General features: G+C 74.9%; 23 protein-coding genes and 1 tRNA gene. 16 read left to right on the top strand and 8 right to left on the bottom strand.

The features are described 5' to 3' along the window. Positions 1–90: 90 nt before the first annotated feature. Positions 91–930: a pentapeptide repeat-containing protein gene (locus E9529_RS03905; RefSeq protein ID WP_236829792.1), complete on the bottom strand. Its 840-nt coding sequence runs from the start codon at positions 928–930 to the stop codon at positions 91–93. Positions 931–1,012: 82 nt separating this feature from the next. Next, positions 1,013–1,924, bottom strand: a complete 912-nt coding sequence (locus tag E9529_RS03910) for an NADPH:quinone oxidoreductase family protein (RefSeq protein ID WP_236829793.1) — start codon at positions 1,922–1,924, stop codon at positions 1,013–1,015. 165 nt (positions 1,925–2,089) lie between these two features. On the opposite strand from E9529_RS03910, the gene E9529_RS03915 reads away from it, so the two are divergent. After that, positions 2,090–2,662 (top strand): class I SAM-dependent methyltransferase, encoded by a 573-nt coding sequence (locus E9529_RS03915; protein ID WP_236829794.1) that lies wholly within the window; start codon positions 2,090–2,092, stop codon positions 2,660–2,662. Here the strand turns inward: E9529_RS03915 and E9529_RS03920 are convergent, their stop codons facing one another. From E9529_RS03920 to E9529_RS03930, 3 genes are read right to left on the bottom strand one after another with little or no spacing between them, the layout of a single operon-like run. Beyond that, complete coding sequence (locus E9529_RS03920) at positions 2,663–3,109, bottom strand: SRPBCC domain-containing protein (RefSeq protein WP_236829795.1); 447 nt, start codon at positions 3,107–3,109, stop codon at positions 2,663–2,665. A gap of 38 nt (positions 3,110–3,147) precedes the next feature. After that, positions 3,148–3,957, bottom strand: a complete 810-nt coding sequence (locus E9529_RS03925) for an SDR family oxidoreductase (RefSeq protein WP_236829796.1) — start codon at positions 3,955–3,957, stop codon at positions 3,148–3,150. Between the two features lie 12 nt (positions 3,958–3,969). Next, the gene (locus tag E9529_RS03930) at positions 3,970–5,295 is read right to left on the bottom strand and encodes a M20/M25/M40 family metallo-hydrolase (protein ID WP_236829797.1); all 1,326 of its coding nucleotides are present in this window, start codon (positions 5,293–5,295) and stop codon (positions 3,970–3,972) included. 87 nt (positions 5,296–5,382) lie between these two features. Here E9529_RS03930 and E9529_RS03935 point away from each other — a divergent pair, with 87 nt between their 5' ends. The 3 genes from E9529_RS03935 (at position 5,383) to E9529_RS03945 (ending at position 7,672) form a co-directional block, all read left to right on the top strand. Continuing rightward, positions 5,383–6,471: a GGDEF domain-containing protein gene (locus E9529_RS03935; protein ID WP_236829798.1), complete on the top strand. Its 1,089-nt coding sequence runs from the start codon at positions 5,383–5,385 to the stop codon at positions 6,469–6,471. Positions 6,472–6,487: 16 nt separating this feature from the next. Continuing rightward, positions 6,488–6,572 (top strand) — tRNA-Leu (locus E9529_RS03940). Positions 6,573–6,988: 416 nt separating this feature from the next. Continuing rightward, positions 6,989–7,672, top strand: a complete 684-nt coding sequence (locus E9529_RS03945; protein ID WP_236829799.1) for a hypothetical protein — start codon at positions 6,989–6,991, stop codon at positions 7,670–7,672. A gap of 415 nt (positions 7,673–8,087) precedes the next feature. Here the strand turns inward: E9529_RS03945 and E9529_RS03950 are convergent, their stop codons facing one another. From E9529_RS03950 to E9529_RS03960, 3 genes are read right to left on the bottom strand one after another with little or no spacing between them, the layout of a single operon-like run. Then, on the bottom strand, positions 8,088–8,888 hold the full coding sequence (locus tag E9529_RS03950; protein WP_236829800.1) for an ABC transporter ATP-binding protein: 801 nt from the start codon (positions 8,886–8,888) through the stop codon (positions 8,088–8,090). Further along, positions 8,885–9,715, bottom strand: coding sequence for an ABC transporter permease (locus tag E9529_RS03955; protein WP_236829801.1), 831 nt, complete (start codon positions 9,713–9,715; stop codon positions 8,885–8,887). The genes E9529_RS03950 and E9529_RS03955 overlap by 4 nt, the downstream gene beginning before the upstream one ends. Further along, entirely contained in the window at positions 9,712–10,707 is a 996-nt protein-coding gene (locus E9529_RS03960) for an ABC transporter substrate-binding protein (RefSeq protein ID WP_236829802.1), read from the bottom strand. The genes E9529_RS03955 and E9529_RS03960 overlap by 4 nt, the downstream gene beginning before the upstream one ends. 194 nt (positions 10,708–10,901) lie before the next feature. Here E9529_RS03960 and E9529_RS03965 point away from each other — a divergent pair, with 194 nt between their 5' ends. The 12 genes from E9529_RS03965 to E9529_RS04020 are packed head-to-tail and all read left to right on the top strand — an operon-like array spanning position 10,902 to position 23,767. Continuing rightward, positions 10,902–11,972 carry an acetamidase/formamidase family protein gene (locus E9529_RS03965; RefSeq protein ID WP_236829803.1) on the top strand — a complete coding sequence of 357 codons (1,071 nt, stop codon included), beginning with the start codon at positions 10,902–10,904 and terminating at the stop codon, positions 11,970–11,972. After that, on the top strand, positions 11,969–13,489 hold the full coding sequence (locus E9529_RS03970; RefSeq protein WP_236829804.1) for an AtzH-like domain-containing protein: 1,521 nt from the start codon (positions 11,969–11,971) through the stop codon (positions 13,487–13,489). The genes E9529_RS03965 and E9529_RS03970 overlap by 4 nt, the downstream gene beginning before the upstream one ends. 45 nt (positions 13,490–13,534) lie before the next feature. Beyond that, positions 13,535–14,032: a 2-oxo-4-hydroxy-4-carboxy-5-ureidoimidazoline decarboxylase gene (uraD, locus tag E9529_RS03975; RefSeq protein WP_236829805.1), complete on the top strand. Its 498-nt coding sequence runs from the start codon at positions 13,535–13,537 to the stop codon at positions 14,030–14,032. After that, positions 14,029–14,343 carry a hydroxyisourate hydrolase gene (uraH, locus tag E9529_RS03980; RefSeq protein WP_236829806.1) on the top strand — a complete coding sequence of 105 codons (315 nt, stop codon included), beginning with the start codon at positions 14,029–14,031 and terminating at the stop codon, positions 14,341–14,343. The genes uraD and uraH overlap by 4 nt, the downstream gene beginning before the upstream one ends. Further along, positions 14,343–15,239 (top strand): factor-independent urate hydroxylase, encoded by an 897-nt coding sequence (gene pucL, locus E9529_RS03985; protein ID WP_236829807.1) that lies wholly within the window; start codon positions 14,343–14,345, stop codon positions 15,237–15,239. Before uraH ends, pucL begins: the two co-directional genes overlap by 1 nt. Continuing rightward, positions 15,236–16,576 carry an allantoinase AllB gene (gene allB, locus E9529_RS03990; RefSeq protein WP_236829808.1) on the top strand — a complete coding sequence of 447 codons (1,341 nt, stop codon included), beginning with the start codon at positions 15,236–15,238 and terminating at the stop codon, positions 16,574–16,576. Before pucL ends, allB begins: the two co-directional genes overlap by 4 nt. Continuing rightward, positions 16,576–17,796: an alanine--glyoxylate aminotransferase family protein gene (locus tag E9529_RS03995; protein ID WP_236829809.1), complete on the top strand. Its 1,221-nt coding sequence runs from the start codon at positions 16,576–16,578 to the stop codon at positions 17,794–17,796. The genes allB and E9529_RS03995 overlap by 1 nt, the downstream gene beginning before the upstream one ends. Further along, positions 17,793–19,034 (top strand): allantoate amidohydrolase, encoded by a 1,242-nt coding sequence (locus E9529_RS04000; RefSeq protein WP_236829810.1) that lies wholly within the window; start codon positions 17,793–17,795, stop codon positions 19,032–19,034. The genes E9529_RS03995 and E9529_RS04000 overlap by 4 nt, the downstream gene beginning before the upstream one ends. Further along, complete coding sequence (locus E9529_RS04005; RefSeq protein ID WP_236829811.1) at positions 19,031–19,855, top strand: MurR/RpiR family transcriptional regulator; 825 nt, start codon at positions 19,031–19,033, stop codon at positions 19,853–19,855. The genes E9529_RS04000 and E9529_RS04005 overlap by 4 nt, the downstream gene beginning before the upstream one ends. Then, positions 19,846–20,655 carry an FAD binding domain-containing protein gene (locus tag E9529_RS04010; RefSeq protein WP_236829812.1) on the top strand — a complete coding sequence of 270 codons (810 nt, stop codon included), beginning with the start codon at positions 19,846–19,848 and terminating at the stop codon, positions 20,653–20,655. Before E9529_RS04005 ends, E9529_RS04010 begins: the two co-directional genes overlap by 10 nt. Continuing rightward, on the top strand, positions 20,652–23,294 hold the full coding sequence (locus E9529_RS04015) for a molybdopterin-dependent oxidoreductase (RefSeq protein ID WP_236829813.1): 2,643 nt from the start codon (positions 20,652–20,654) through the stop codon (positions 23,292–23,294). Before E9529_RS04010 ends, E9529_RS04015 begins: the two co-directional genes overlap by 4 nt. Beyond that, complete coding sequence (locus tag E9529_RS04020) at positions 23,291–23,767, top strand: nucleoside deaminase (RefSeq protein WP_236829814.1); 477 nt, start codon at positions 23,291–23,293, stop codon at positions 23,765–23,767. Before E9529_RS04015 ends, E9529_RS04020 begins: the two co-directional genes overlap by 4 nt. The last annotated feature ends 81 nt before the right edge of the window (positions 23,768–23,848 follow it).

Here is a 23,848-nt window from a genome sequence, read left to right on the forward strand (position 1 = left end):
AAGCACACCTCATGCGTTCCCGCGGGAATGCGGTCAAGGTCACCGGCTTGACGACGTTCCCGCGGGAACGTCACCAGCCCTTGGAATCGGTCATCTAGGCGGGACGCGTCCCGTCCAGTGCGCCGGGCGCCGCACGGCCGCGGGCAGCCGCGTACGGGCGTCGCCCCGCGCCGCGGAGACCTGCGGCTGGGTGAGGAACAGGCACCGGCTCAGGTCCGCGCCGCGCACGTCGGTGCCGCGCAGATCGGCGCCGAGCAGGTCCGCCGCCCCGAGGTCGACGCCGCGCAGGTCCGCCCCGATCAGGTAGGCGCCGCGCAGCCCGGCGCCGCGGAGATCGGTGCGCCGCAGGTCGCGGCCGACCAGGTCGGCCCCGCGGCGGTCCCGGGCGCGGCTGCCGGCGCGTGCCAGCTCGCTCACCCGGCCGAGCAGCTCCCCGACCCGCCCGCGCAGGGCGCCGAGGTCGAGGGCGGCGAGCTCAGCGGCGTCCCCCGTCGCGGCGCGCTCGACCTCCGCGCGCAGCCGGTCCGCCTCGGCGCTCAGCGGTGCCGCGGCCGGCAGCTCCCCGGCCTCGGTGAGGTGCCAGAGCATCTCGTGCAGCTGCCGCACCACGGGAAGGACGGCGAACTGGGCGCGGCCCAGCTCCGGCGCCTCGCGCCAGCTGCGCCCGCCGAAGGTCTCCTGGGTGATCCGCTGCCCGGCGCCGAAGCAGTCGAAGACGGTGCACCCGGGAAAGCCGTGCTCGCGCAGCCGGTCGTGGATGCCGCAGCGGAAGTCCCCGGCCAGGTGGACGCACGGCGTGCCGGCCGGCTTGTCGATCGCGAAGTCCGCGGAGGCCGCGAAGGCAGGGGCGACGCAGCACAGCCCTGCGCAGCGAGAGCAGTCCGCCCGCAGGTGCGCGCGGTCGTCGGCGAGCGGGAGGGGACTCGGCATGGCGCCGACGAGCGTAGAGCGTGTGCGCCCACGTGGGGTCCTCCCGACGAGAACCGGGCGTGGGCGCACACGCAGGGACCGCCTACGGGACGAGCACGACCTTGCCGACGGTGTCGCGGGAGGCGAGCTTCAGCAGCGCCTGCGGGGCCTGGTCCAGCGGGAGCACCTCGCCGACCAGCGGGTCGACCGCGCCCTCCTGCACCAGCCGGACGAGCTGCTCGTGGGTGTCGGTGAACACCGACGGGTCGTGCTTGCGGTACAGCCCCCAGTGCAGCCCGACGACGCTGTAGTTCTTGACCAGCAGGTGGTTGGCCGGGGCCTCGGGGATGCGGCCGCTGGTGAACCCGACGACGACGATGCGCCCCTCGAAGGCGATGCACTTGCGCGACTTGTCGAACACGTCGCCGCCGACCGGGTCGTAGACGACGTCGGCCCCCCGACCGCCGGTGACCTCCTTGACGATCGGGACGAAGTCCTCGGTCGTGTAGTCGATGACGTGGTCGGCGCCGAGCTGCTTGCAGACCTCGGTCTTGCGGGCCCCGCCGGCGGTGGCGATGACGGTGGCCCCGGCGGCCTTGCCGAGCTGGATCGCCGCGGTGCCCACACCACCCGCGCCGGCGTGGACCAGCAGCGTCTCCCCCGCCTGCAGGTGCGCCCGGCGGTGCAGCCCGACGTAGCCGGTCTGGTAGGTGAGGTAGAGCGAGGCGGCCTTCTCGTCGGTCATCCCGTCGGGCACCGGGAAGGCGGCCGCGGCGTCCATGAGCGCGTACTCGGCGAAGGCGCCCGGGCCCCCGGCGGGCGAGCCGATGACCCGCTGGCCGGTCTCCACGATCTCGCCGCACAGCTCGACGCCGGGCGTGTAGGGCAGCGGCGGCTTCTCCTGGTACATGCCCATGGCCATGAGGACGTCGGGGAAGTTGAGGGCCGCGGCCCGCACCTTGACCAGCACCTGGCCCTCGCCCGGTGTCGGCCGGTCCACCTCGTCGAGGCTCATGACCTTGGAGGGATCGCCGAGTTCGTGTACCCGCCATGCACGCATGGCCCGACCTTGCCAGATGCCCGGTGACCGCCGTCACGGGGGCGGCTTGGCCCGGGACGGTCCGCCGTGCCAGGGTGCGCAGCGGCGGCCGCCCTCCCGGTGGCCCAGGAGGGGGAACCGATGATCGAGCGCGTGACCGACCGGCTGCGCTTCCTGGGTGCGTTCCTGGCCCACCCGCGGCAGGTGGGCGCGGTCTTGCCGACCTCGCGCACGGCCGTCCGCGACATGCTGGACATGGCCGACGTGCCCGGCGCCGACCTGGTCGTCGAGCTGGGCGCCGGCACCGGGGCGCAGACGCAGGAGATCCTGGCCCGCCTGCGCCCGGGCGCCCGGCTGATCACGCTGGAGATCGACCCGCGGCTGGCGAAGCTGCTCGACGAGCGGTTCGACGATCCGCGGGTCCAGGTGGTCTGCGACTCGGCGGAGAACCTCGCCGACCACCTGGGGGACGCGCGGGCCGACGTCGTCGTCTCCGCGCTGCCCTACACCTCGCTGGAGCCGGGGCTGCGGCGGCGGATCCTCGACGTGCTGCCCGGGGCGGTGGCCCCCGGCGGGACCACCGTCGTCATCCAGTACTCGCCGCTGCTGCTGCCCGAGCTGCGGAAGCGGTTCGGCGCGGTGCGGTGGCGGGTCACCCCGTGGAACGTCCCGCCGGCGTTCCTGTTCGCCTGCGCCGACCCGGTCGAGGGCTGATCAGGGAGCCGGCTCGGTCGCTTCCGACCGGCGGGTCAGGGCGGCGTCCATCTCCCTGAAACCGGCGAGCGTGGCGCCGTCGAGGAAGCCCTTCAGCGGCCGCACCAGCAGGCCGCTGAAGGACTCGCTCTGCACCAGCCGGGTGCCCGAGGGCACGGCGGTCAGCTCGAAGCGGTGCCGCCCGTCGAACAGCCCGGGCACGCCCAGGTGCCCCAGCCACTCGAGCACCTCGCCCGGGACCACCTCGGTGACCTCCGGCCTGATCGGCAGGGCGCGGCCGCCGGGCGGCTGCAGCCGCAGCGACAGCCGCGCCCCCACCTCGGCGGTGCCGGCGGCGCTCGGGATGAACGGGTTCCACTCGGCGTAGGACGCCAGATCGGTCAGGTGCGCCCAGACCGTCCCGGGCGGCGCCGCGATGTCGATGCCGGTCTCGATCCGGTGCTGCATCGGATGCCTCCGGGATGTCGGTGGGTGCCCCCGACGTCCTACCGCATCGACGGCGGGCGCAGCGCCTCCGGGACGACGGCGGTCTCGCCGCTCGCCGTCTTCGCGCTGGGGACGCCCTTGAACTTGTAGGGCACCGTGCCCACCCCGGGCTGGATGACGTAGGCCGCGCCAGGCTCGGCCTGGCCCCACGCCATGACCATCGCGTCGGCGACCTCCTCGGCCGTGAGCACGGGGAAGCCGGCGGCGGTGAACTGGTCGCGGATGCGGTCGATGATCGCGGTGTCGGCGAAGCCGGGGCAGATCGCGGAGATCGTCGTCCCCTCCGCGGCCAGGCGCGGGGCCATGGAGCGGACGAAGGCGATCGCCCCGCCCTTGGCGACGCTGTAGCCCGGGTCGCCGGCCATCGGCGAGAGCCCGGCCAGCGAGGCGGTGACGACGATCGCCCCTCCCCCGGCGCGCTTGATCGCCGGGCGGGCCGCGGCGACGCCGTAGACGACGCCGAAGAGGTCGATGTCGACCACCCGCATGAACTCGTCGAGGTCGAGGACGTCGTCGCTCTTGGCCGCGGAGATGCCGGCGTTGAGGTACGCGGCGTCGAGGCGGCCGTGGTCGCCCTCGATCCGGGCGACCAGCGCCTCGTTGGCCGCGCGGTCGGTGACGTCGAGGACGGCGAACTCGCAGCCGAGGTCCGCGGCGACCTGCCGGTTGCGCTCGCTGTCGAGGTCGGCGAGGACGACGGTGACCTCGCGCTCGCGGAGCTTGGTGGCGAGGGCGCGGCCGAAGCCACCGGTCCCTCCGGTGATCAGGGCGACGGAACCGGGACGGGGGGCGGGAGTGGTGGAGGTCACCCCCGCATCACATCACGCGTTGCGGAGGAACCGGTCGAGCACCCGGACGCCGAAGCGCAGCGACTCCACCGGCACCCGCTCGTCGATGCCGTGAAACAGCGAGGCGAAGTCCAGGTCCGGGGGCAGCCGCAGCGGCGAGAAGCCGAAGCAGCGCATGCCCAGCCGCTGGAAGCTCTTGGCGTCGGTGCCGCCGCTCATGGTGAACGGGACCGGGCGGGCGCCGTCGTCCTCGGCCTTGAGCGCGGCGACCATCTGGTCGACCAGCGGGCCGTCGAACGTCGTCTCCACCGCCTGGTCGTGCACCAGCCACTCGCGCTGCACGCCCTCGCCGACCAGGGCGGCGAGCTGGCGCTCGAACTCCTCCTCCTGGCCGTAGAGGAAGCGCCCGTCGACGGTGGCGCCCGCGGTGCCGGGGATGACGTTGGCCTTGTAGCCGGCGTCGAGCATCGTGGGGTTGGCGGTGTTGCGCAGCGCCGCCCCGATCATCCGGCTGATGCTGCCCAGCCGGGCCAGCGCGAGTTCGGGCTCGGCGAGGTCGACCTCGATGCCGTAGGCGTCCTCGACCGCGGCGATGAACTGGCGCATCGGCGGGGTGAGGGTGAGCGGGAAGCGGTGCCCGCCGATGCGGGCGACGGCCTCGCAGAGCCGGGTGACGGCGTTGTCCTCGTGCAGCATCGAGCCGTGCCCGGGCTTCCCGCCCGCGGTGAGCCGCATCCAGGCCAGGCCCTTCTCGGCGGTCTGGACGAGGTAGAGCCGCAGGTCGTCGCGGACGGTGATGCTGAAGCCGCCGACCTCGCTGATCGCCTCGGTGCAGCCCTCGAGGAGGTCGGGGTGCTCGTCGACCAGGAAGTGCGCGCCGAGCTTGCCGCCGGCCTCCTCGTCGGCGACGAAGGCCAGCACGATGTCGCGGGGCGGCTGGACGCCAGTGCGGGCCCAGTCGCGCACGAGCGCCAGCACCATGGCGTCCATGTCCTTCATGTCGACGGCGCCGCGGCCCCAGATGTAGCCGTCGCGCTCCTCGCCGGAGAACGGGTGCACGCTCCACTCGGCGGGGTCGGCGGGGACGACGTCGAGGTGGCCGTGCACCAGCAGCGCGGGGCGGCTGCGGTCGGCGCCCGGGATGCGGGCGACCAGGCTGGCGCGGCCGGGCTCGGACTCGTGGATGACGCTGCCGATGCCGACCTCGTCGAGCTTGCCGGCGACCCACTCGGCGGCCTTGCGCTCCCCCGCGCTGGTCGCCGTGCTGCCGGTGTTGGTCGTGTCGATCCGGATCAGCTCGGAGAGCAGCTCCGCGACCTCGTCCTGGGCTCCGGCGAGCGGGGCGGGGGTGTCGGCCATGGTCGCGATGGTGCCATCTCCGCCGGCTCACCCGGGTGGGTGATTGGGTACTCGGGCGTCCGAAACCTCTGGCCGATCACCCTGTGCGTGAGGTCGTTGCGCGCCTTCGGCGCCCGTGAGCCCCGTGCCGCTGCCCGGCACGCCACCGCCCTGCTCGGCGTCAGCGCGGTGATCCTGCTGGTCCTGCCCGTCTTCTACGAGTCCGACGGCGGGACCGCGGCGTCGCTCGCGCACTGGGTCGGGATCGCCGCCCTCGTCGGCGCCTCGGCGGTGTGCCGGCTGGTGGACCCCGTCGTGCTGGACCGGTGGCACATGGGTCTGGTGCTCGGCCTGGGCGCCGTGGTGCTCACCGGGACGCTGAACCTGCTGACCTCGGACGTCTCGGCCGGAGCCCAGGCGTTCTACGCGTTCCCCGTGCTCTGGAGCGCCGTGCACCTGCGGACGCCCGCGGTGGTGCTCGTGACGGCGAGCGCGCTGGCCGCGGACCTGGTCACCCTGCTGGTGCTGCTGCCCGCGCCGCTGGCGCTGGCGGACTTCCTCTTCTTCGGCTCCCTGCTCGCGGTGATCGCCGCGCTGCTGGTGCGCGCCGGCCGCACCCAGGAGCGGCTGGTGGCGGCGCTGCAGCGGCAGCTCACCGTGGACTCGCTCACCGGGCTGGCCACGCGGCGGGCGTTCGACGAGGCGCTGGAGCGGGCGCTGGACCGCCCGGTGCCCGGCGGCACGGCGCTGGTGCTCATCGACGTCGACTCGTTCAAGACGATCAACGACACCTACGGGCACCCGGTCGGCGACGACGTGCTGGTGCACCTGGCCGGGGTGCTGCGCGGCCGCATCCGCAGCGCGGACGCGGTGCTCTCGCGGCTGGGCGGCGACGAACTCGCCGTGCTGCTGCCCGGGTGCGCCCGGGAGGTCGCCGCCCGGCGTGCCGCGGAGCTGCTGGATGCGGTGCGCGCGGAGCCCTTCGCGCTGCCCGACGGCTCGTTGCTCTCGCTGTCGATCAGCCTGGGCGTGGCCCACCTCCCGCGGCCTCGCGCGACCGGCGGGGGCTGTACACGTCGGCCGACGCCGCCCTCTACGACGCCAAGCGGGACGGCCGCGGCCGGGTGGCGCTGGCCGCCGGCTGACCCGCCACGACGCCGCCGGGGGGTGCGTGATCGGCGCCCGGCGGTCAGGTAGTCTTCTCCACGCACTCGTCCGGGTGGCGGAATGGCAGACGCGCTAGCTTGAGGTGCTAGTGCCCTTTATCGGGCGTGGGGGTTCAAGTCCCCCCTCGGACACAGATCAGAAGCCTCACGGTGCCCCCGTGGGGCTTCTGGCGTTGTTGGTGTCGGCCGGGGACCGGAGGACTACTTCGCCCCGCCAGACCTACCCCGCGAACAGACATCGGCCACCCACTACAGGCCGAGTCGCCGTTGGTCGTGCCCGATGGTCCGCATGTCGGCACGGTCGACACGGGTCAGCGACGAGCGGTCCGAGATGAATGCTCGACGGCTGGCCGGTCGCGAGGCGACAGATTCCTCCGACGCTTCGCTCCGGTCGTCACCCCCCATCCGGATGCGCTCGCTGATACTGGAACCGTTCGGTGCAGCGGGATGCTCACTGAGGCTCACCGGGAGAGGACTGGCGACTTACCCCGCCTGCTCCGCCGCTCCCGGTGCGGCAGCCCCAGGAGCTGGCCGATGGGGGGGCCTTCATGACCAAGCGCAGGTCGACTACGCCCGAGTGGACCGATCGCGACAGCGCCCTCTGGCACACCTGCGAGATCGCGGTCGATCTCGCACACGGAACGGTCCCGGCACCGCGCCTGCAGGTCGTCTCCATCTTCCCGCCGATGCTCGCGAGCGATGAGCAGTACTGGGCCGCTGGGCCCTACGTGCTGCACGAGGAGCGCGCCCGTGGTGACGGCAGCTATGTGCGCGACAGCGGGTTCTTCTTCGCAACAGGACGCGGCGGTCTGACGGCTACCGCCGCAGTTGCAGCGCTGAGGGCCAGGGGCAACTCCAACCGCCGCAAACAGGCCCAGATGGATGCAATCCCTCGGTGGACGCCCATCGACGCTGGAACCCTGTACCTGAGCAGATACGGCTTCCACCTGCACAGCAGCGGCGGGGTCTGGCCGTGGGACTGGCCGTCGGTCACCGCTGCGCAGATGGTCGGCCCAGCCGCCGTCCACATCTTCGGTGCCAGCACCCGCGGGCCCGTGTCGTGGATCGTGCAGTCCGACTGGGCAGAACTGCTCTTCGTCGCCTGGGCCATCGCCCGCCATCCGCGCCATCCTCAACTGCTCACGGGTGGGTGGCTGCCACCCGGATGGCTGGCACGGTGCGCCGGACACGTGCACCCCACCCGCCTGACCACGCCGGCGCTGCAACTGTGACGTCGTATCGGGGACGCCGTGCACCGCGGCGACGGACGTCGATGGTCAGCGCCTCGGAGGCCGCCGGACGCGCCCTCGACCACAGCGGCTCCGCCTCGGGCGACGCGGCCGACGACTGCGACATCCCGGGCGCATGTGAGTCGTCAGGAGAGGCGTCTGCAGCGACCTGCAGGGCGCTGACCGGCCGGCACGCTGACAACCGGTACCCGACACGTGCGGGCGCCGGCTCTGCGCGCCTTCCCGCGAATCGGTCCCGAAGGCGTACGCGACCCGTGCCGAGACGTCCGGCCGTCCGATGCATCGATCGGACCGCGCGCGATGTCCCGCGACACCTGCATCGGTGTCGCGGGACATCCGCTCACGGGCTCGGCGGTGGTCGATCCGGGCGAGGTCCGGGCGAGGGTGCTCGGGCCGGTCAGCCGGCGTGGACCCGTTCGGAGATGGCGCGTTCGAGGGCGTTGAAGTCCGCCGCGTTCACGTCCCGGTCATCGCCCAGCAGGACCGGGAACACCTCGGTGATGTGCCCGGGCACCCCCTTGGCGGCGCCGCCGGTCATCACCACCACCCGGTCGGCGAGGTACACCGCCTCCTCGATGGAGTGGGTCACGAAGACGACGGTGGTCCCGGCCTCGCGGTACAGCCGGCGCAGCTCGTGCTGCATCTGCGTCCGCGTGAGGGCGTCGAGGGCACCGAACGGCTCGTCCATCAGCAGCACGGCCGGGTCGTTGGCGAGCACCCGCGCGATGGCCACGCGCTGCTGCATGCCGCCCGAGAGCTCGCCCGGGAAGCGGTCGGCGAAGCGGGTCAGGCCGACCACCTCGATGAACGCGTCGGCGATCTGGCCCGCCCGGCGGCGAGGCGTCCCCCGCTGCCGCAGCCCGAAGCGGACGTTCTCCGCCACGGTCAGCCAGGGGAACAGCCCGTAGTCCTGGAACACCACCCCCCGGTCCGGGCCGGGGCGCGTGACCGGGCGGCCGCCCACCTCGACCGTCCCGCTGGTGGGCGCCTCGAAACCGGCGAGGATGCGCAGCAGGGTGCTCTTCCCGCAGCCGCTCGCGCCGACGACGGCGACGAACTCCCCCGGCGCGATGTCGAGGGAGACCCCGGCGACGGCGTCCACGCCCGCGGCCCCGCCGTAGCGCTTCCCGAGGTCGTCGACGAGCACCCGGCCCCCGTCGGTGTGCCGGGTGAGACAGGACAGGTCGGACACGCTCATGTGGCCCTCACCAGGGGACGTCGGCGGAAGATCCCGCGCAGGCCGTGCAGCAGGATGCGGTCGGACAGGAAGCCGGCGAGCCCGATGACGATCATCCCGACGACGACGCGGTCGGTGCGGACCTGTTCGCGGGCCAGGGTGATCATGCTGCCCAGGCCCCACTCGATGCCGTTGCTCTCGCCGAGCACGAGGATGACCCAGGCGAGGCCCAACCCGATCCGCAGCCCGCTGACGATGCCCGGGGTCGACGCCGGAACGACCACCTTCAACAGCACGTTGGCGCGCGAGGTGCCCAGCATCTGCGCCGCCTCGACCAGCCGGGGCGGCACCTCCCGGACCGCGGCCACGGTGTTGAGCAGGATCGGGAAGAAGGCCGACAGGGTGATCAGGAAGATCGTCGCCTGGCTCCCGAACCCGATGATCAGCAGGATCAGCGGCACCCAGGCGGTCGCCGGGATGGGCCGGAACAGGTTCACCGCCGGGTCGAACGCCGCGTGCACCAGCCGGTAGCGCCCCATCAGCACGCCGAGCGGGATCGCCAGCGCCGCAGCCAGGCCGAAGCCGGCGAGGACCCGGCCGGTGCTGGCCCACAGGTGCTGCCACAGCGTGCCGCTGAAGGCGTCGTCGAAGACCCCGCCGAACGCGAAGTCCCACAGCAGGCGGGCGACCTGGGCCGGCTCGGGCAGGAACGCCATCTTGATGTCGAAGACGAGGACCCACTGCCCGCGGACACCGAGGTGCCACAGACCGACGATGCCGGCGAGGACGCCGAACCCGAGTGCCGCCCGGCCCGCCGCGGCCGACCGTCCGGTCGTCGGGGAGCTCACGACCCTGCCGGCTCGTCGCGCGACGCGAAGGACGCGTCCACGACGTCCTCGAGCGCCGGGGCCTCCTGGATCATCCCGAGGCGGGCCATCTGGGCGGCGAGGTTGCCGACCTGCTCCTCGTAGGTCGGCGAGAGGTCGGCGCGGAGCCAGAAGTTCTCCAGCGCGCTCTCGAGAACCGCCTGGTCGCCGCCGTACTCCTCGATCATCTCCGGGAGCCACTCGTCCTGGTTCTCCGCCATGTAGGCGGTGGTCGCGGCGTGGGTGTCCACCACGGCCTGCACGAGATCCGGGTCCTCCTCGATCAGCCCACCGGTGGTGAGCAGCGCGATGTTGAGCCGGCCGATCTCGGTCGAGTAGGGGTCGGCGATCTCCTGGCCGCCGGCACCGAGCGCCAGGGACACGCCGATCTCGGGTGCGGCGAAGGCATCGATCTGGCCGGTGTCGAACGCGTTGAAGAACTCGGGGGCGCTGAGCGACACCAGCTCCACGTCCTCGACGTCCACGCCCTCGCGCTCGAGGATGAGCCGCAGGGCGACCAGCTGGGAGCTGGACTCGAGGTAGCCCAGCCGCTTGCCGACCAGGTCGCCCACGGACTGGATCTCCGGGGTGGCGACGATGCCGCTGCCGCCGTCGGCAGCAGCGGCGACGATCCGCACGTCGCGGCCGGCCGCGGCGCCGGCGATCGTCGCCGTGATGCTGCCGACGGCGAAGTCCACGGACCCGCTGGCGAGCGCGTCGTTGAGTGCCGGCGCGGTCTCGAGCGCCACGACCTCGAACTCGACGTCGCCCTCGGCGTGCTCGGCGTAGAGGTACGGCGCGTAGAAGTGCGGTTGACCCCGCAGGGTCCCCACCTGGACGACCTGTGTCTCCCCGCCCTCCTCCGTGCTGGCGCCCGTCGACGTGCAGCCGGCCATCGCCGTCACCAGGGCGAGCGGCGCGAGGGCGCCGACGGGTCGGCGCAGGAAGGAGGAGGACAGGGGCGCGATTGGCATGGGCCGATGCTCGTGGGCATGTGTTGCGGGGTCGTAGCGCGGACATTTCCCGCCGGGATCGCGCGCCCGGCCGGGTGTGCTCCTCGTCGCATGCCGGCGTCGGGCAGCCCTGCACCGGGACGGGCGCGCGGGGAGCACCGGTGGGCCGCGCGGGCGGAACACGGCTGAAACGTCGGTTCCGTAGCTTCCCGCCGGTGATCACACCAGTGCTCCAGCCGGGGAGCGGCCCGATCGCCGCCGGCACGTACCTCCCCGCCACCCCGGAGGCCGTCCTGTGGGGCCGGCTGCCGTGCGCGGCGGACCCCCCGGTGCTCACCGTCACCGCGGGCACCGAGATCACCGTGGACACCGTGAGCCACGAGGGGATCCTGGAGGACCAGGGTCGCGATCCCGTGACCTACTTCGGCCGGCACGGCGTCGCCGAGGTGCTCGAGGACGCCGTCGCCCTGGCGAAGAGCGACGACCCGCACCGGTTCGGGGTCGACGGGCCGCACGTGGTCAGCCGGCCGATCGCCGTCGAGGGCGCCCGCGTCGGCGACCTGCTGGCGATCACCCTGCTGGACGCCGCGCCGCGGGTCCCCTACGGCGTCATCTCCAACCGGCACGGTCGGGGAGCCCTGCCCGGCGAGTACCCCGGCGAGGACCTGCCCGTCTTCAGCGCCTTCGCCGGAGTGGACGCCGACGGGGCGCACGCCTCGCTGCCGCTGAACCCGGGCGGTGAGCGCAGGGCGCGGTTCCCGCTGCACCCCTTCCTCGGCATCATGGGCGTCGCGGTACCCGGCGGCGAGCGACCGCACTCGGTGCCGCCCGGCCGCCACGGCGGCAACATCGACATCGCCCTGCTGACGGCCGGCAGCACCCTCTACCTGCCGGTCCAGGTCGACGGCGCGCTCGCCTACGTCGGGGACCCGCACTTCGCGCAGGGCGACGGGGAGGTGAGCCTGACCGCCCTGGAGGGCAGTCTGCGCGCGACGCTGCGGCTCGACGTCCTCGCCCGGGAGGAGGCGGTGCGGCGGTTCGGGGAGCTGGCCGGCCCGCTCGCCGAGACCTCGGACCACCTGGTGCCCACCGGGCTGGACGAGGACCTGGACACCGCCGTGCAGAACTGCGTGCGTGCCGCGATCGCGCTCCTGCAGGCCCGGTTCGGGATGGACCCGCGCCTGGCCTACGCGTACCTCTCCGCCGCGACCGACTTCCGGATCAGCCAGGTGGTCGACGTCGTCAAGGGCGTGCACGCCACGATCCGGAAGGCCGACTTCGCATGACCGACGCCGGGACGCCACCCGGGCTGCTCGAGGCGGTCGCCGCCTACGAGGCCGCTCTCATGGCCGACGACGTCGCCGTCCTGGACCGGCTGTTCGCCCCCGGGCCGCAGACGCTGCGGGCCGACGCCGACGGCGTGCTGGTCGGGCACGAGCGGATCGCCGCCTTCCGGGCGCGCCGCGGCGGCGCGCCCCGGCGCACGCTGGCGGGGACGCACGTGCAGGTGATCGACGCGGACTCCGCCCTGGTCGTGGCGGTGACCGAGCTCGCCCGCGGCGGGCGCGGACTGCAGACGCAGCTGTGGCGCAGGACCCCCGGGGTACCGGAGCACGGTGGCTGGCGGGTCACCGCCGCCCACGTCTCGGTGGCGCCACCCGCCCTGGACACCCGGGTCTGGCGCGTCGTCGGCGACCCGCTCGTCCGGCCGACGGGCTCGGGCCCCCTGACCGGGCAGACCGTCGCGGTCAAGGACCTGTACGCGGTGGCCGGTCACCCCGTCGGCGCGGGCAACCCGGCGTGGCTGGCGGGCGCCCGACCGGAACCCCGGCACGCCGCGGCCGTCGACGCCCTGCTGGCCGCCGGCGCGGCCGTGCGCGGGATCGCCCGCACCGACGAGCTCGCCTACTCCCTGGCCGGCACGAACGCCCACTACGGCGCACCACCGAACCCGCGGGCCCCGCACCGCATCCCGGGTGGCTCCTCCAGCGGCAGCGCCAGCGCGGTCGCCCTGGGCCACGCCACCGTCGGCCTGGGCACCGACACCGGCGGGTCGATCCGCGTGCCGGCCGCGTACCAGGGGTTGTTCGGCATCCGGACGACCCACGGAGCCGTCGACCGGACCGGCCTGGTCCCGCTGGCGCCGGAGTTCGACGCGGTCGGCTGGCTGACCCGGTCGCCGGAGCTGCTGCGCACCGTCGGCGACGTGCTGCTGCCGCCCGGGTCCCCGGGGGGCAGCACCGGGCTCGTCGTCGTCGACCAGCTCGTCGGCTGCGCGCAGCCCGACGTCGCCGCGGCCGTGCGGGCCTGGACGGCCACGGCCGGCGGGAAGGCCCTCGACGTGCGACTCGACGAGCTCGACGAGTGGCGCACCGCGTTCCAGACCTGGCAGGCGTTCCAGGCATGGCGCGCGCACGGTGCGTGGCTCGACGGGAACCTCGACGTGCTGGGCGACGACGTGCGCTCCCGCTTCGAGGCGGCTTCGCGCGTCGACGACGCCGCTGCCGAGCGGGCGCGCGCGGTGGTGGACGGCGCCCGCGCCCGGGTGCGGGAGCTCGTCGGCGACCGCGTGCTGGCGCTGCCGAGCGCGCCCTCGGTGGCCCCGCCGGTCTCGGCCGGCGCCACCCTCGAGGGCCGCGACGCCACCATGCGGCTCACCTGCCTGGCCGGGATCGCCGGGCTGCCCGCCGTCAGCATCCCCGTCCGCACCGCCGACGGGCTCCCCGCCGGGGTCTGCCTGGTGGCCGGAGCCGGGCGCGACCGCGACCTGCTCGACCTCGTCGTCGAGTACACACAACGCTGAAACGGACGCAACGCGGCTGAAACGGCGGTTTCCTACGGTCGCCCGGTGCGCATCGCCGAGTTCGACGCCCTCGCAGCCGGGGAGGCCGCGGCGCTGCTGCGGCGCTGCGCCGACATCCCCTCGTTCGCGGCGGCCGTCGCCGCCGGACGTCCCTACGGCTCGGTGGACGCCCTCCTCGCCGCCGCCCGGGAGGGAACCGGGTCCTGGACCGACGCCGAGGTCGATGCCGCCCTGGCCGACCACCCCCGCATCGGTGAGCGACCGGCCGGCAGCGGCCCGTCCGCCGCGCTGGCCGGCCGGGAGCAGGCCGGCGTGGACCCGGCGGACGAGCTGCTGCGGCGGCGGCTGGCGGAGGGCAACCGGCGGTACGAGGAGCGCTTCGGGCGGATCTACCTCGTCCGCGCCGCAGGGCGCACCGGACCGGAGCTGCTGGACCTGCTCGAGCAGCGCCTGGCCAACGACCCCGCGACGGAGCTCTCGGTGACCCGGTCGCAGCTGGCGGAGATCGCCCTGCTCCGGCTGGAGGGGCTGGTGAGCCCGTGAGCTCGCTCAGCACCCACGTCCTCGACGCCGCGCTCGGCCGCCCGGCCGCCGGGATGGACCTGCTCCTCACGCTGGAGGACGGCAGCACCCGGCCGGGCCGGACCAACGACGACGGGCGCGCCCGGGTGGACGCCGACCTGCCGGCGGGCGTGCACACCGTGCGGTTCGAGACGGGCGCCTGGTTCGCCGGCCGGCGACGCGCCACCTTCTACCCCGCCGTGACGGTGACCTTCGCCATGGTCGAGGGCGAGCACCACCACGTCGCGCTGCTCCTGAGCCCGTTCTCCTACACCACCTACCGGGGGTCCTGATGGGCAGCTCGTACGTGCTCGGCCCGCACCAGTACGGCAAGGCCGAGGTCCGGCTGGTCCGCCTCCAGCGGGGGGCGCCGCAGCACGGCATCGCCGACCTCACCGTCACCACCCAGCTGCGCGGCGACTTCGGCGCGGCCTACACCGACGGCGACAACGCGCACGTGCACGCCACGGACACGCAGAAGAACACCGTCTACGCGCTCGCCAAGGAGCACGGCGTGGCCTCGCCCGAGGCGTTTCTCCTCCTGCTGGCCGGCCACTGGCGGGCCCAGCCGTGGGTGGCCGGCACGCAGATGACCGCCGGGCAGCACGCCTGGGACCGCATCGGTGCCGGCACGCCGGGGGCGGGCCACTCCTTCGCGCGCAACGGCGGCGAGGTGCGCACCGCGGTGGTGCAGACCGACGGCGAGGAGACGTTCGTGCTCGGCGGGCTCACCGGGCTGACCCTGCTCAAGAGCACCGGCAGCGAGTTCTCGGGGTTCCCGCGCGACCGGTTCACCACGCTCGCCGAGACCGCCGACCGGATCCTCGCCACCAGCGTCACCGCCTGGTGGCGGTACGCGGAGCCCCCACCGGACTGGGACGCCGCCCACGCCACCGTCCGCGCCGCGCTCGTGGAGGCGTTCGCCGCGACCCACAGCCTGGCGCTGCAGCAGACCATCCACGCCATGGGCTCCGCCGCGATGGACGCCGTCCCGGAGGTCGCCGAGATCCGGATCAGCTGCCCGAACAAGCACCACGTCGAGGTCGACCTCGACCCCTTCGGGCTGACCAACGGCGGTGAGGTGTTCGTCGCGGCCGACCGGCCCTACGGGCTGATCCAGGCCACCCTCCAGCGCGCCGGCGTCCCCGCCGAGCCCCGCGCCTGGACCGCTGTGCCGGCCTTCGCGTGAACGCCGCCCCGACGGCCGGCTCGACGCTGCGCGCGCGGCGGGTGCTGATCGGCGACGAGGTCCGGCCCGCCACCGTGCGCATCGCCGGCGGCCGGATCGCCGCGATCGAGCCCTACGACACCGACCTCCCCCCGGACGTGCCGGACACCGCCTACCTGCTTCCTGGCGCGGTGGACACGCACGTGCACGTCAACGAGCCGGGCCGGACCCACTGGGAGGGGTTCGCCACCGCCACGCTGGCCGCCGCTCTCGGCGGCGTCACCACGCTGGTCGACATGCCGCTGAACTCCATCCCGCCGACGACCACGGTCGAGCACCTCCGGCGCAAGCAGGGCGCGGCGCGCAGCCGGCTCGCGGTCGACGTGGCGTTCTGGGGTGGCGCGGTGCCGGGCAACGAGCGCGACCTCGAGCCGCTCTGGGACGCGGGCGTGGTCGGCTTCAAGTGCTTCCTCTCCCCCAGCGGCGTCGACGAGTTCCCGCCGCTGGACCCTGCCGGCTTCCGCCGAGCACTTCGGACCGTCGCCGGGTTCGGCGGGCTGGTCGTGGTGCACGCCGAGGACCCCGCCGTCCTGGACGCCGCACCCGCCCGCCCGAGCCGGGCGTACGCCGACTTCCTGCTCAGCCGGCCCGACGAGGCCGAGACCGCGGCGATCCGGCAGGTGCTCGACGGCGCCCGGGAGACCGGCGCCCGGGTGCACGTGCTGCACCTCTCCAGCGCCCGGGCGCTCCCCCTGCTCCGCGACGCCCGCGACGAGGGTCTGGCGGTCACCGTCGAGACCTGCCCGCACTACCTCGTCCTGAGCGCCGATCAGATCCCGGACGCTGCGCCCGAGTTCAAGTGCTGCCCGCCGATCCGGGACGCCGGCAACCGCGACGAGCTGTGGTCGGCGCTGGCCGAGGGGGTCCTCGACTGCGTCGTCAGCGACCACTCCCCCGCGACGGCCGAGGAGAAGACCCGGGGCGACGGCGACCTCCAGCAGGCCTGGGGCGGCGTCTCGGGGCTGCAGGTCGGGTTCACCGCCGTCGCCGCCGAGGCCGCCCGGCGCGGCATCGACGTGGCGACGGTCAGCCGCTGGATGTCCCGGAACACCGCCGACCTCGTCGGGTTCGGCGCCAAGGGCCGGATCGCGGTCGGCGCCGATGCCGACCTGGTGGTCTACGACACCGCCCAGGAGACCGCCGTCGCCGCCGCGCGGCTGGCGCACCGCAACCCCATCTCGGCCTACGACGGGCGCACCTTCCCCGGCCGCGTCACCCGCACCCTCGTGCGCGGTTCCGTGATCGACCCCGACCTGCCCGACCACGGGTGGGGCCAGCAGCTCAGGAGGACCGCCTGATGGTCGCCACCGCCGGTCTCGACGTCCCCCCACGGCTGCTCATGGGCCCCGGGCCGATCACCGTCGACCCCCGGGTCCTGCGCGCGATGTCCGCCCAGCTGGTCGGGCAGTTCGACCCGTTCATGACCGCGACCATGAACGAGACGATGGCCCTCTACCGCGAGGTCTTCCGCACCGCCAACGAGCAGACCCTCCTCGTCGACGGCACCTCCCGCGCCGGCATCGAGGCGGCGCTGGTCTCGCTGCTGGAGCCCGGGGACCGGGTGCTCGTACCGGTCTTCGGGCGGTTCGGCGCCCTGCTGCGCGAGATCGCCGAGCGCTGCGGTGCGGCGGTGCACACCGTCGAGGTGCCCTGGGGCGAGGTGGTGCCGCCGGAGGTGGTGGAGGAGGCGGTGCTGCGGGTCCGGCCGAAGCTCGTCGCCGTCGTCCACGGCGACACCTCGACCACGATGTGCCAGCCGCTCGCCGACATCGGGGAGATCTGCCGCCGGCACGGCGTCCTCCTCTACTGCGACGCCACCGCCTCTCTCGGCGGCAACCCCTTCGAGGCCGACGCCTGGGGGGTCGACGTCGCCACCGCCGGCCTGCAGAAGTGCCTCGGCGGCCCGCCGGGCAGCGCGCCGATCACCCTCTCCCCGCGCGCCGGGGAGCTGATCGAGGCCCGCACGCACGTGGAGGCCGGCATCCGCGACGACGGTGACACCGACCGGGGCACCCGCATCGCCAGCAACTACCTCGACCTGGCCCAGGTGATGGCTTACTGGGGCCCGCGCCGGCTCAACCACCACACCGAGGCCAGCTCGATGCTCTACGCCGCGCGGGAGTGCGCCCGGCTGCTGGTCGAGGAGGGGCTCGACGCCGCGGTCGCCCGGCACGAACTGCACGGGCGGGCGATGCTCGCGGGCGTCCGCGGCCTGGGCCTGGCGGTCTTCGGCGACCCGGCGCACAGGATGAGCAACGTCGTCGCGGTGCACGTCCCCGACGGCGTCGCCGCGGACGCCGTGCGCGCCGCCCTGCTCGAGGACTTCGGCATCGAGATCGGCACCTCGTTCGGCCCCCTGCACGGGCGGGTCTGGCGGATCGGCACGATGGGCTACAACGCCCGCCGCGATGCCGTCCTCACCACGCTGGCCGCGCTCGAGCAGGTGCTGCGCGGCTGCGGGGCGGCGGTGCCCGCCGGCGGCGGCGTGGGTGCCGCCCGCGAGGTGTACGCAGGATGACGACCGCCGCCGCCGTCCTGGCCCGCTGCGCGGAGCTGGACCGCCTCTCCGCCTCCCCCGACCGGCTCGAGCGCGTCCACCTCACGCCGGAGCATGCAGCGGCCAACCTGCTGACCGCGTCGTGGATGGCGGCCGCGGGGCTGACCCCGTGGCAGGACCCGGCGGGCAACCAGTGGGGCCGCCGCGAGGGACGGGCCCCGGGGCTGCCGGCCCTGGTGCTCGGATCGCACCTGGACACCGTGCCCGACGCCGGCAGCTACGACGGGATGCTCGGCGTGGTCATGGCCGTGGCGGTGGCCGAGCGGCTCCGCGACGCCGACCTCCCGTTCGCCCTGGAGGTGGTGGGCTTCGGGGACGAGGAGGGTGCCCGCTTCGGCACCGCGCTGCTCGGCAGCCGGGCCGTGGCCGGCACCTGGGACCCGGCGTGGTGGGAGCTGCGCGACGCCGGGGGCGTGCCGCTGCACCGGGCGTTCGTCGACTTCGGGCTCGACCCGGCGCGGATCGGCGAGGCCGCCCGGACGCCGGAGGAGCTCGTCGGCTACCTGGAGGCTCACATCGAGCAGGGCCCCTGCCTGGAGGCGGCCGACCGGTCGCTGGGCTACGTCACCACGATCGCCGGCGCGCGGCGGTTCCGGCTCTCGGTGCTGGGCGAGGCGCGGCACGCCGGGGGGACCCCGTACGAGCGCCGCCGCGACGCGCTGGTCGGCGCGGGCGAGGCGGTGGTCGCCGTCGAGCGGCTGGCGCGGGCCTCCGGCTGCATCGCCACCGTCGGCCGGCTGGAGGTGCAGCCGGGCGCGGTCAACGTCGTCCCCGGCCGCGCCGACCTCACCCTCGACCTGCGTGCCGCCACCGACGCCGAGCGCGACGGCATGTGGGACTTGCTGCGCGCCGAGATCGAGGGCATCTGCGCGCGCCGGGGCCTCCGGTTGGAGGTGGTGGAGAACCACCGCGCCCCCGCCGTGCCCTGCGCCCCCTGGCTGCAGCAGGCGGTGGTCGAGGGCATCGGCGCGACCGACGACCGCGGTGCGGGCCAGCCGATGGGGCTGTGGAGCCGGGCGGGGCACGACGCGATGGCGATGGCGGCGGTCACCGAGGTCGGCATGCTCTTCCTCCGGTGCGCGGACGGGATCAGCCACTCTCCTGACGAGGACGTCCGCGAGATCGACGTCGCGCGCGGGCTGGACGCGCTCGAGGCGGCGGTGCTCAGGGTGGCCGCCGCGGTCGAGGGGCGGACGTGAACGGGCTCCGGATCGACGAGCGGATCGCTCGCTGCCACCCGGCGCTGACCGCGCAGGAGCGGAGGGCCGCCGAGACCCTGCTGGAGCACCTGGACGACCTGGCCACCTACCGCGCCGCCGAGCTCGCCGCCCTGGCCGGGGTCTCCAAGGCGACGATGAGCCGGCTGTTCCGCTCGCTGGGCTTCAGCGACTTCGACGAGGTCCGCGACCACCTCCGGTCGCTGCGCACCGCGGGCGAACCGCGGCGGGTGGGCGGGCCCCCCGACCTGGCCGCGCACGTCTCCGGCGAGGCCACCGCCGTCGCCACCGCGGTGCTGGAGCCGGCGGTGGCCGAGGCCGTGGCGGTGCTCGGCGACGCCCGCCAGGTGCTGGTCGTCGGCTGGCGCAACAGCCACCCGGTCGCCCTGCACCTGCGCGAGCAGCTGGTCCAGGCCCGGCCCCGGGTGCACCTGGCGCCCGTGCCGGGGCAGGTGCTCGGTGAGGAGCTCGCCGACCTCGGCCGTGGCGACGCCGTGCTGGCCGTCGGCTTCCGCCGCCGGCCGGCCGGGTTCGCCGGCTTCCTCGCCACCGCCGCGGCGACCGGCGCCGACGTCGTCCTCCTGGGCGACCCGACCGCCGCCGGGCACTCGGGTGCCGCGCGGGTGTGGCTGCCCTGCCCGGTGCAGGGAACGCTCGCCTACGACTCCTACGCCGCCGCGATGAGCGTGGTCGCGGTGCTCGCCGACGGCGTCCTCGCCCGCGTGGGCCGCGCCGGTCGCGACCGGATCTCGGCGATCAGCGACACGTACTCACGGCTGGGCGAGGTGGAGGAATGGACCTGACCCACGTGGAGACCTACCGCGGCGCGCACGACCGGGAGGGCCTGCGGCTGCGCCCGGGCGAGCGGCTGCTCGCCGGCGGGACGTGGCTGTTCTCCGAACCGCAGCCGCAGGTCACCGGCCTGGTCGACCTCACGGCGATGCACTGGGAGCCCTGGGAGCCGTTGCCGGGCGGCGGCCTGCGGCTGGCCGCCACCTGCACGGTGCAGCAGGCCCGCGCGGCGCCGTGGCCCTCCCCCACCCTGGCGGAGCGGTGCGCCGACGCCCTGCTGATGTCGTTCAAGGTGCAGTCGGCCGCGACCGTGGGGGGCAACCTGTGCCTCGGCCTGCCGGCCGGCGCCATGATCGCGCTGACCGCCGCGCTGGACGGCGAGGTCGTCGTGTGGACGCCCGACGGCGCCGAGCGGCGTGCACCGGTGGCGGACTTCGTGCTCGACGCCGGCGTCGTCGACCTGCGGCCCGGCGAGGTGCTCCGCTCCGTGGAGCTGCCCGGGCCCGCGCTGCGGCAGGCCAGCGCCCTGCGCAGGGCGGCCCTGACCACGCACGGCCGTTCCGCCGCCCTGGTCATCGGGCGGCGGAGCGCCGACGCGGTCGTGCTCACCGTGACCGCCTCGGTGCCCCGGCCGGTGGTGCTGGCGCTGCCGCCCACCGAGACCGCGGCGGCGGTGCGCGACGCGGTCGCCGCCGCCTGCGGCGCCACGGGGTGGTTCGCCGATCCGCACGGTGCCGCCGACTGGCGGGCCGCCCAGACGGTGGGGCTCGCGGCCGAGGTGCACGCCGAGCTGGTGGAGGGAGCCGCATGATCCTCGACGGGGACGAGGTGCCCGGCGCGCCGGCGCCCGGGCAGTGCCTGCGCACCTGGATCCGCGCCTGCGGGGGGACGGCGGTGAAGAAGGGCTGCGACTCCGGGGACTGCGGCGCGTGCACCGTCCTGCTGGACGGCGTGCCCGTGCACTCCTGCATCACCCCGGCGGCCCGCGCCGCCGGCCGGGCGGTGACCACGGCGGCGGGGCTCGGGACGCCCGAGGAGCTCTCACCGGTGCAGCGCCGCTTCGTCGAGGCCGGCGCGTTCCAGTGCGGGTTCTGCACGCCGGGGTGGGTGGTGACCGCCACCGCGCTCGCCGACGCCGACGGCACCGTGCGGGTGGCCGATCCCGAGCGGGTCTTCAAGGGGAACCTGTGCCGCTGCACCGGCTACCGCTCGATCCGGGACGCCCTCGCGGGGACGGTCAACGTGACGGCCGGGGGCGGCGTCGGCTGCTCGGTCGCCGCGCCGGCCGGGCCGCGGGTGGTGACCGGCCGCGAGGCCTTCACCCTCGACCTGCCGGACACCGGGGTGCTGCACGTGGCCCTGGTCCGCTCGCCGCACGCGCACGCCCGCGTCGTCGCGGTCGACCGCGGCGCCGCGGAGGAGGTGCCCGGCGTCGTGCTGGTGCTGACGCCGGCCGACTCCCCGGACGTCCTGTACTCGACCGCCCGGCACGAGAACCGGCTGGACGACCCCGACGACACCCGCCTGCTGGACGAGGTCGTGCGGTTCCGGGGGCAACGGGTCGTGGCGGTCGTGGCCGAGTCCGCCGCCGCCGCGCAACGCGCCGCCGCCCTGGTCGACGTGCGGTACGAAGTCCTGCCGGCCGTCTTCGACCCCGAGGCGTCGCGCGCCCCCGGTGCTCCGCTGCTGCACGGCGAGAAGGACGCCGCCGCTTCCCGGATCGCCGACCCGGCACGCAACGTCGTGGCCGCCACGCACGGCGAGGTCGGCGACGTCGCGACCGGGCTCCGCACCGCCGCGCACACCGTGCGGGGCACGTGGACCAGCGGCCGGGTCGCCCACGCCGCCCTGGAGACGCACGGCGCCCGGGCCTGGGTCGACGACGACGGCACCCTCGTCGTCCGCACCAGCACCCAGGTGCCGTTCCTCGTCCGCGACGAGCTGGCCCGGGTGCTCGGCCGCGCACCGGACCGGGTGCGGGTGGTCGCGGCCCGGGTGGGGGGCGGCTTCGGCGGCAAGCAGGAACTCCTGGTCGAGGACGTCGTGGCGCTGGCGGCGCTGCGGCTCGCCGAGCGCGGTGACCGGCGGCCGGTGCAGCTGGAGATGACCCGCGAGGAGCAGTTCACCGCGATCCCGCTGCGCCACCCGATGCGGGTGACCGTGGAGCTCGGGGCCGACGCGGAGGGACGTCTCACCGCGATGCGGGTCGAGGTGCTCAGCGACACCGGGGCGTACGGCAACCACGGGCCCGGGGTCATGTTCCACGGCGTCCACGAATCGGTGGCCGTCTACCGCTGCCCGGCCAAGCGGGTCGACGCCGAGGCCGTCTACACGAACAACCCGCCCAGCGGTGCCTTCCGCGGCTACGGGCTGGGCCAGGTGGTCTTCGCGATCGAGTCGGCGCTGGACGAGCTGGCCCGCGAGGTCGGGATCACCCCGTTCGACCTGCGGCGCCGCAACGTGGTGGTGCCCGGCGACCCGCTGGTCGTCAACGGCCCGCCCACGACCGACCTGGAGTTCGGCAGCTACGGCCTGGACCAGTGCCTGGACCTCGCCGAGGCGGCGCTGGCCGGCACCCGCCCGGCCGTCCCGCCCGCCGAGGGCTGGGCGATCGGCGAGGGCATGGCGCTGGCCATGATCGCCACCATCCCGCCGCGCGGGCACCACTCGCACGCGCGGATCGCCCTCTCGCCCGACGGCACCGCGACGGTCGCGGTCGGCACGGCCGAGTTCGGCAACGGAACGGCGACCGTGCACACCCAGCTCGTCGCCCAGGCCCTGGGGCTGGACCCCGACCGCGTCCGGCTGATCGCCTCCGACACCGCCACCTCCGGCTACGACTCCGGCGCCTTCGGGTCCACCGGGTCGGTGGTCGCGGGACTGGCCGTGCAGCGCGCCGCGGCCGAGGTGCGCCGCCGGCTGGACGCCCTCGGCGGGCTCCCCGCCCTGCGCCGGACGGAGGGCCCCGTCGTGGGCACCGGCACCTGCGACGGCGGCCGGCGCTCGGTGGCGTTCAACGTCCACGCCGTCCGGGTCGCGGTGCACCCGGCCAGCGGCGAGGTGCGCGTCCTGGACTCGGTGCAGGCCGTGGACGCCGGGGTGGTGCTCAACCCCGAGCAGCTGCGCGGCCAGGTGGAGGGCGGGGTGGCGCAGGCGGTCGGTTCCGCGTTGCAGGAGGAGGTCGTCGTCGTGGACGGCCAGGTGCGCACGCGCGGCTTCCGCACCTACCGCACCCCGCAGCTGGGCGACGTGCCGACGACGCGGGTCCTGGTCGCGGACACCGTCGACGCCCTGGGCCCGCACGGCGCCAAGTCGATGAGCGAGGCCCCGTACAACCCGGTCGCACCCGCGATCGCCAACGCCGTGCGCGACGCCGTCGGCGTCCGCCCCCACGACCTGCCGATGAGCAGGGACCGGATCTGGCGCCTGACCCGAGGAGGCACCCCATGACGTCCCCTGCCGACGAGACGTGGCTGCAGCAGGCCGTCGATCTCGCCACCGCCAACGTGGCCGCCGGCGGTGGGCCCTTCGGGGCGGTCGTCGTCCGTGGCGACGAGGTCGTCGCGACCGGCGTCAACCGGGTGACCCGCGACCTGGACCCCACCGCCCACGCCGAGGTGAGCGCGATCCGCGCGGCCTGCCGGGAGCTCGGCGTCTTCTCCCTCGCCGGGTGCACGCTGTACACCTCGTGCGAGCCGTGCCCGATGTGCGCCACCTCCGCGCTGTGGGCGCGGCTGGACCGCGTGGTGTTCGCGGCGAACCGCCACGACGCGGCCGACGGCGGCTTCGACGACCGGGCCTTCTACGACCTGCTCACCGCGGCCCCGCTCTCCTGGCCGACCGCCGTGCACGAGCTGCGGCTGGGCACCGCGGCCACGCCGTTCGCGGCCTGGCGGGACAACCCGGTGCGCGTCGACTACTGACCCGGTGGAACGACCGTTCCAGGCCGGGATGGGAGTTTCTTTTACGCCGCCGAAACGCTGCTCCACCTGGGCCGAAACCCG

The organism is Blastococcus sp. KM273128 (assembly GCF_021698975.1).
In the GTDB taxonomy this organism is placed as follows: Bacteria; Actinomycetota; Actinomycetes; order Mycobacteriales; family Geodermatophilaceae; genus Blastococcus.

Coding starts and splice junctions, on each gene's coding strand:
- E9529_RS03905 (WP_236829792.1), bottom strand. CDS start 930: ATGCCGAGTCCCCTCCCGCTCGCCGACGACCGCGCGCACCTGCGGGCG.
- E9529_RS03910 (WP_236829793.1), bottom strand. CDS start 1,924: ATGAGCCTCGACGAGGTGGACCGGCCGACACCGGGCGAGGGCCAGGTG.
- E9529_RS03915 (WP_236829794.1), top strand. CDS start 2,090: ATGATCGAGCGCGTGACCGACCGGCTGCGCTTCCTGGGTGCGTTCCTG.
- E9529_RS03920 (WP_236829795.1), bottom strand. CDS start 3,109: ATGCAGCACCGGATCGAGACCGGCATCGACATCGCGGCGCCGCCCGGG.
- E9529_RS03930 (WP_236829797.1), bottom strand. CDS start 5,295: ATGGCCGACACCCCCGCCCCGCTCGCCGGAGCCCAGGACGAGGTCGCG.
- E9529_RS03945 (WP_236829799.1), top strand. CDS start 6,989: ATGACCAAGCGCAGGTCGACTACGCCCGAGTGGACCGATCGCGACAGC.
- E9529_RS03950 (WP_236829800.1), bottom strand. CDS start 8,888: ATGAGCGTGTCCGACCTGTCCTGTCTCACCCGGCACACCGACGGGGGC.
- E9529_RS03960 (WP_236829802.1), bottom strand. CDS start 10,707: ATGCCAATCGCGCCCCTGTCCTCCTCCTTCCTGCGCCGACCCGTCGGC.
- E9529_RS03970 (WP_236829804.1), top strand. CDS start 11,969: ATGACCGACGCCGGGACGCCACCCGGGCTGCTCGAGGCGGTCGCCGCC.
- pucL (WP_236829807.1), top strand. CDS start 14,343: ATGGGCAGCTCGTACGTGCTCGGCCCGCACCAGTACGGCAAGGCCGAG.
- E9529_RS03995 (WP_236829809.1), top strand. CDS start 16,576: ATGGTCGCCACCGCCGGTCTCGACGTCCCCCCACGGCTGCTCATGGGC.
- E9529_RS04000 (WP_236829810.1), top strand. CDS start 17,793: ATGACGACCGCCGCCGCCGTCCTGGCCCGCTGCGCGGAGCTGGACCGC.
- E9529_RS04010 (WP_236829812.1), top strand. CDS start 19,846: ATGGACCTGACCCACGTGGAGACCTACCGCGGCGCGCACGACCGGGAG.
- E9529_RS04015 (WP_236829813.1), top strand. CDS start 20,652: ATGATCCTCGACGGGGACGAGGTGCCCGGCGCGCCGGCGCCCGGGCAG.
- E9529_RS04020 (WP_236829814.1), top strand. CDS start 23,291: ATGACGTCCCCTGCCGACGAGACGTGGCTGCAGCAGGCCGTCGATCTC.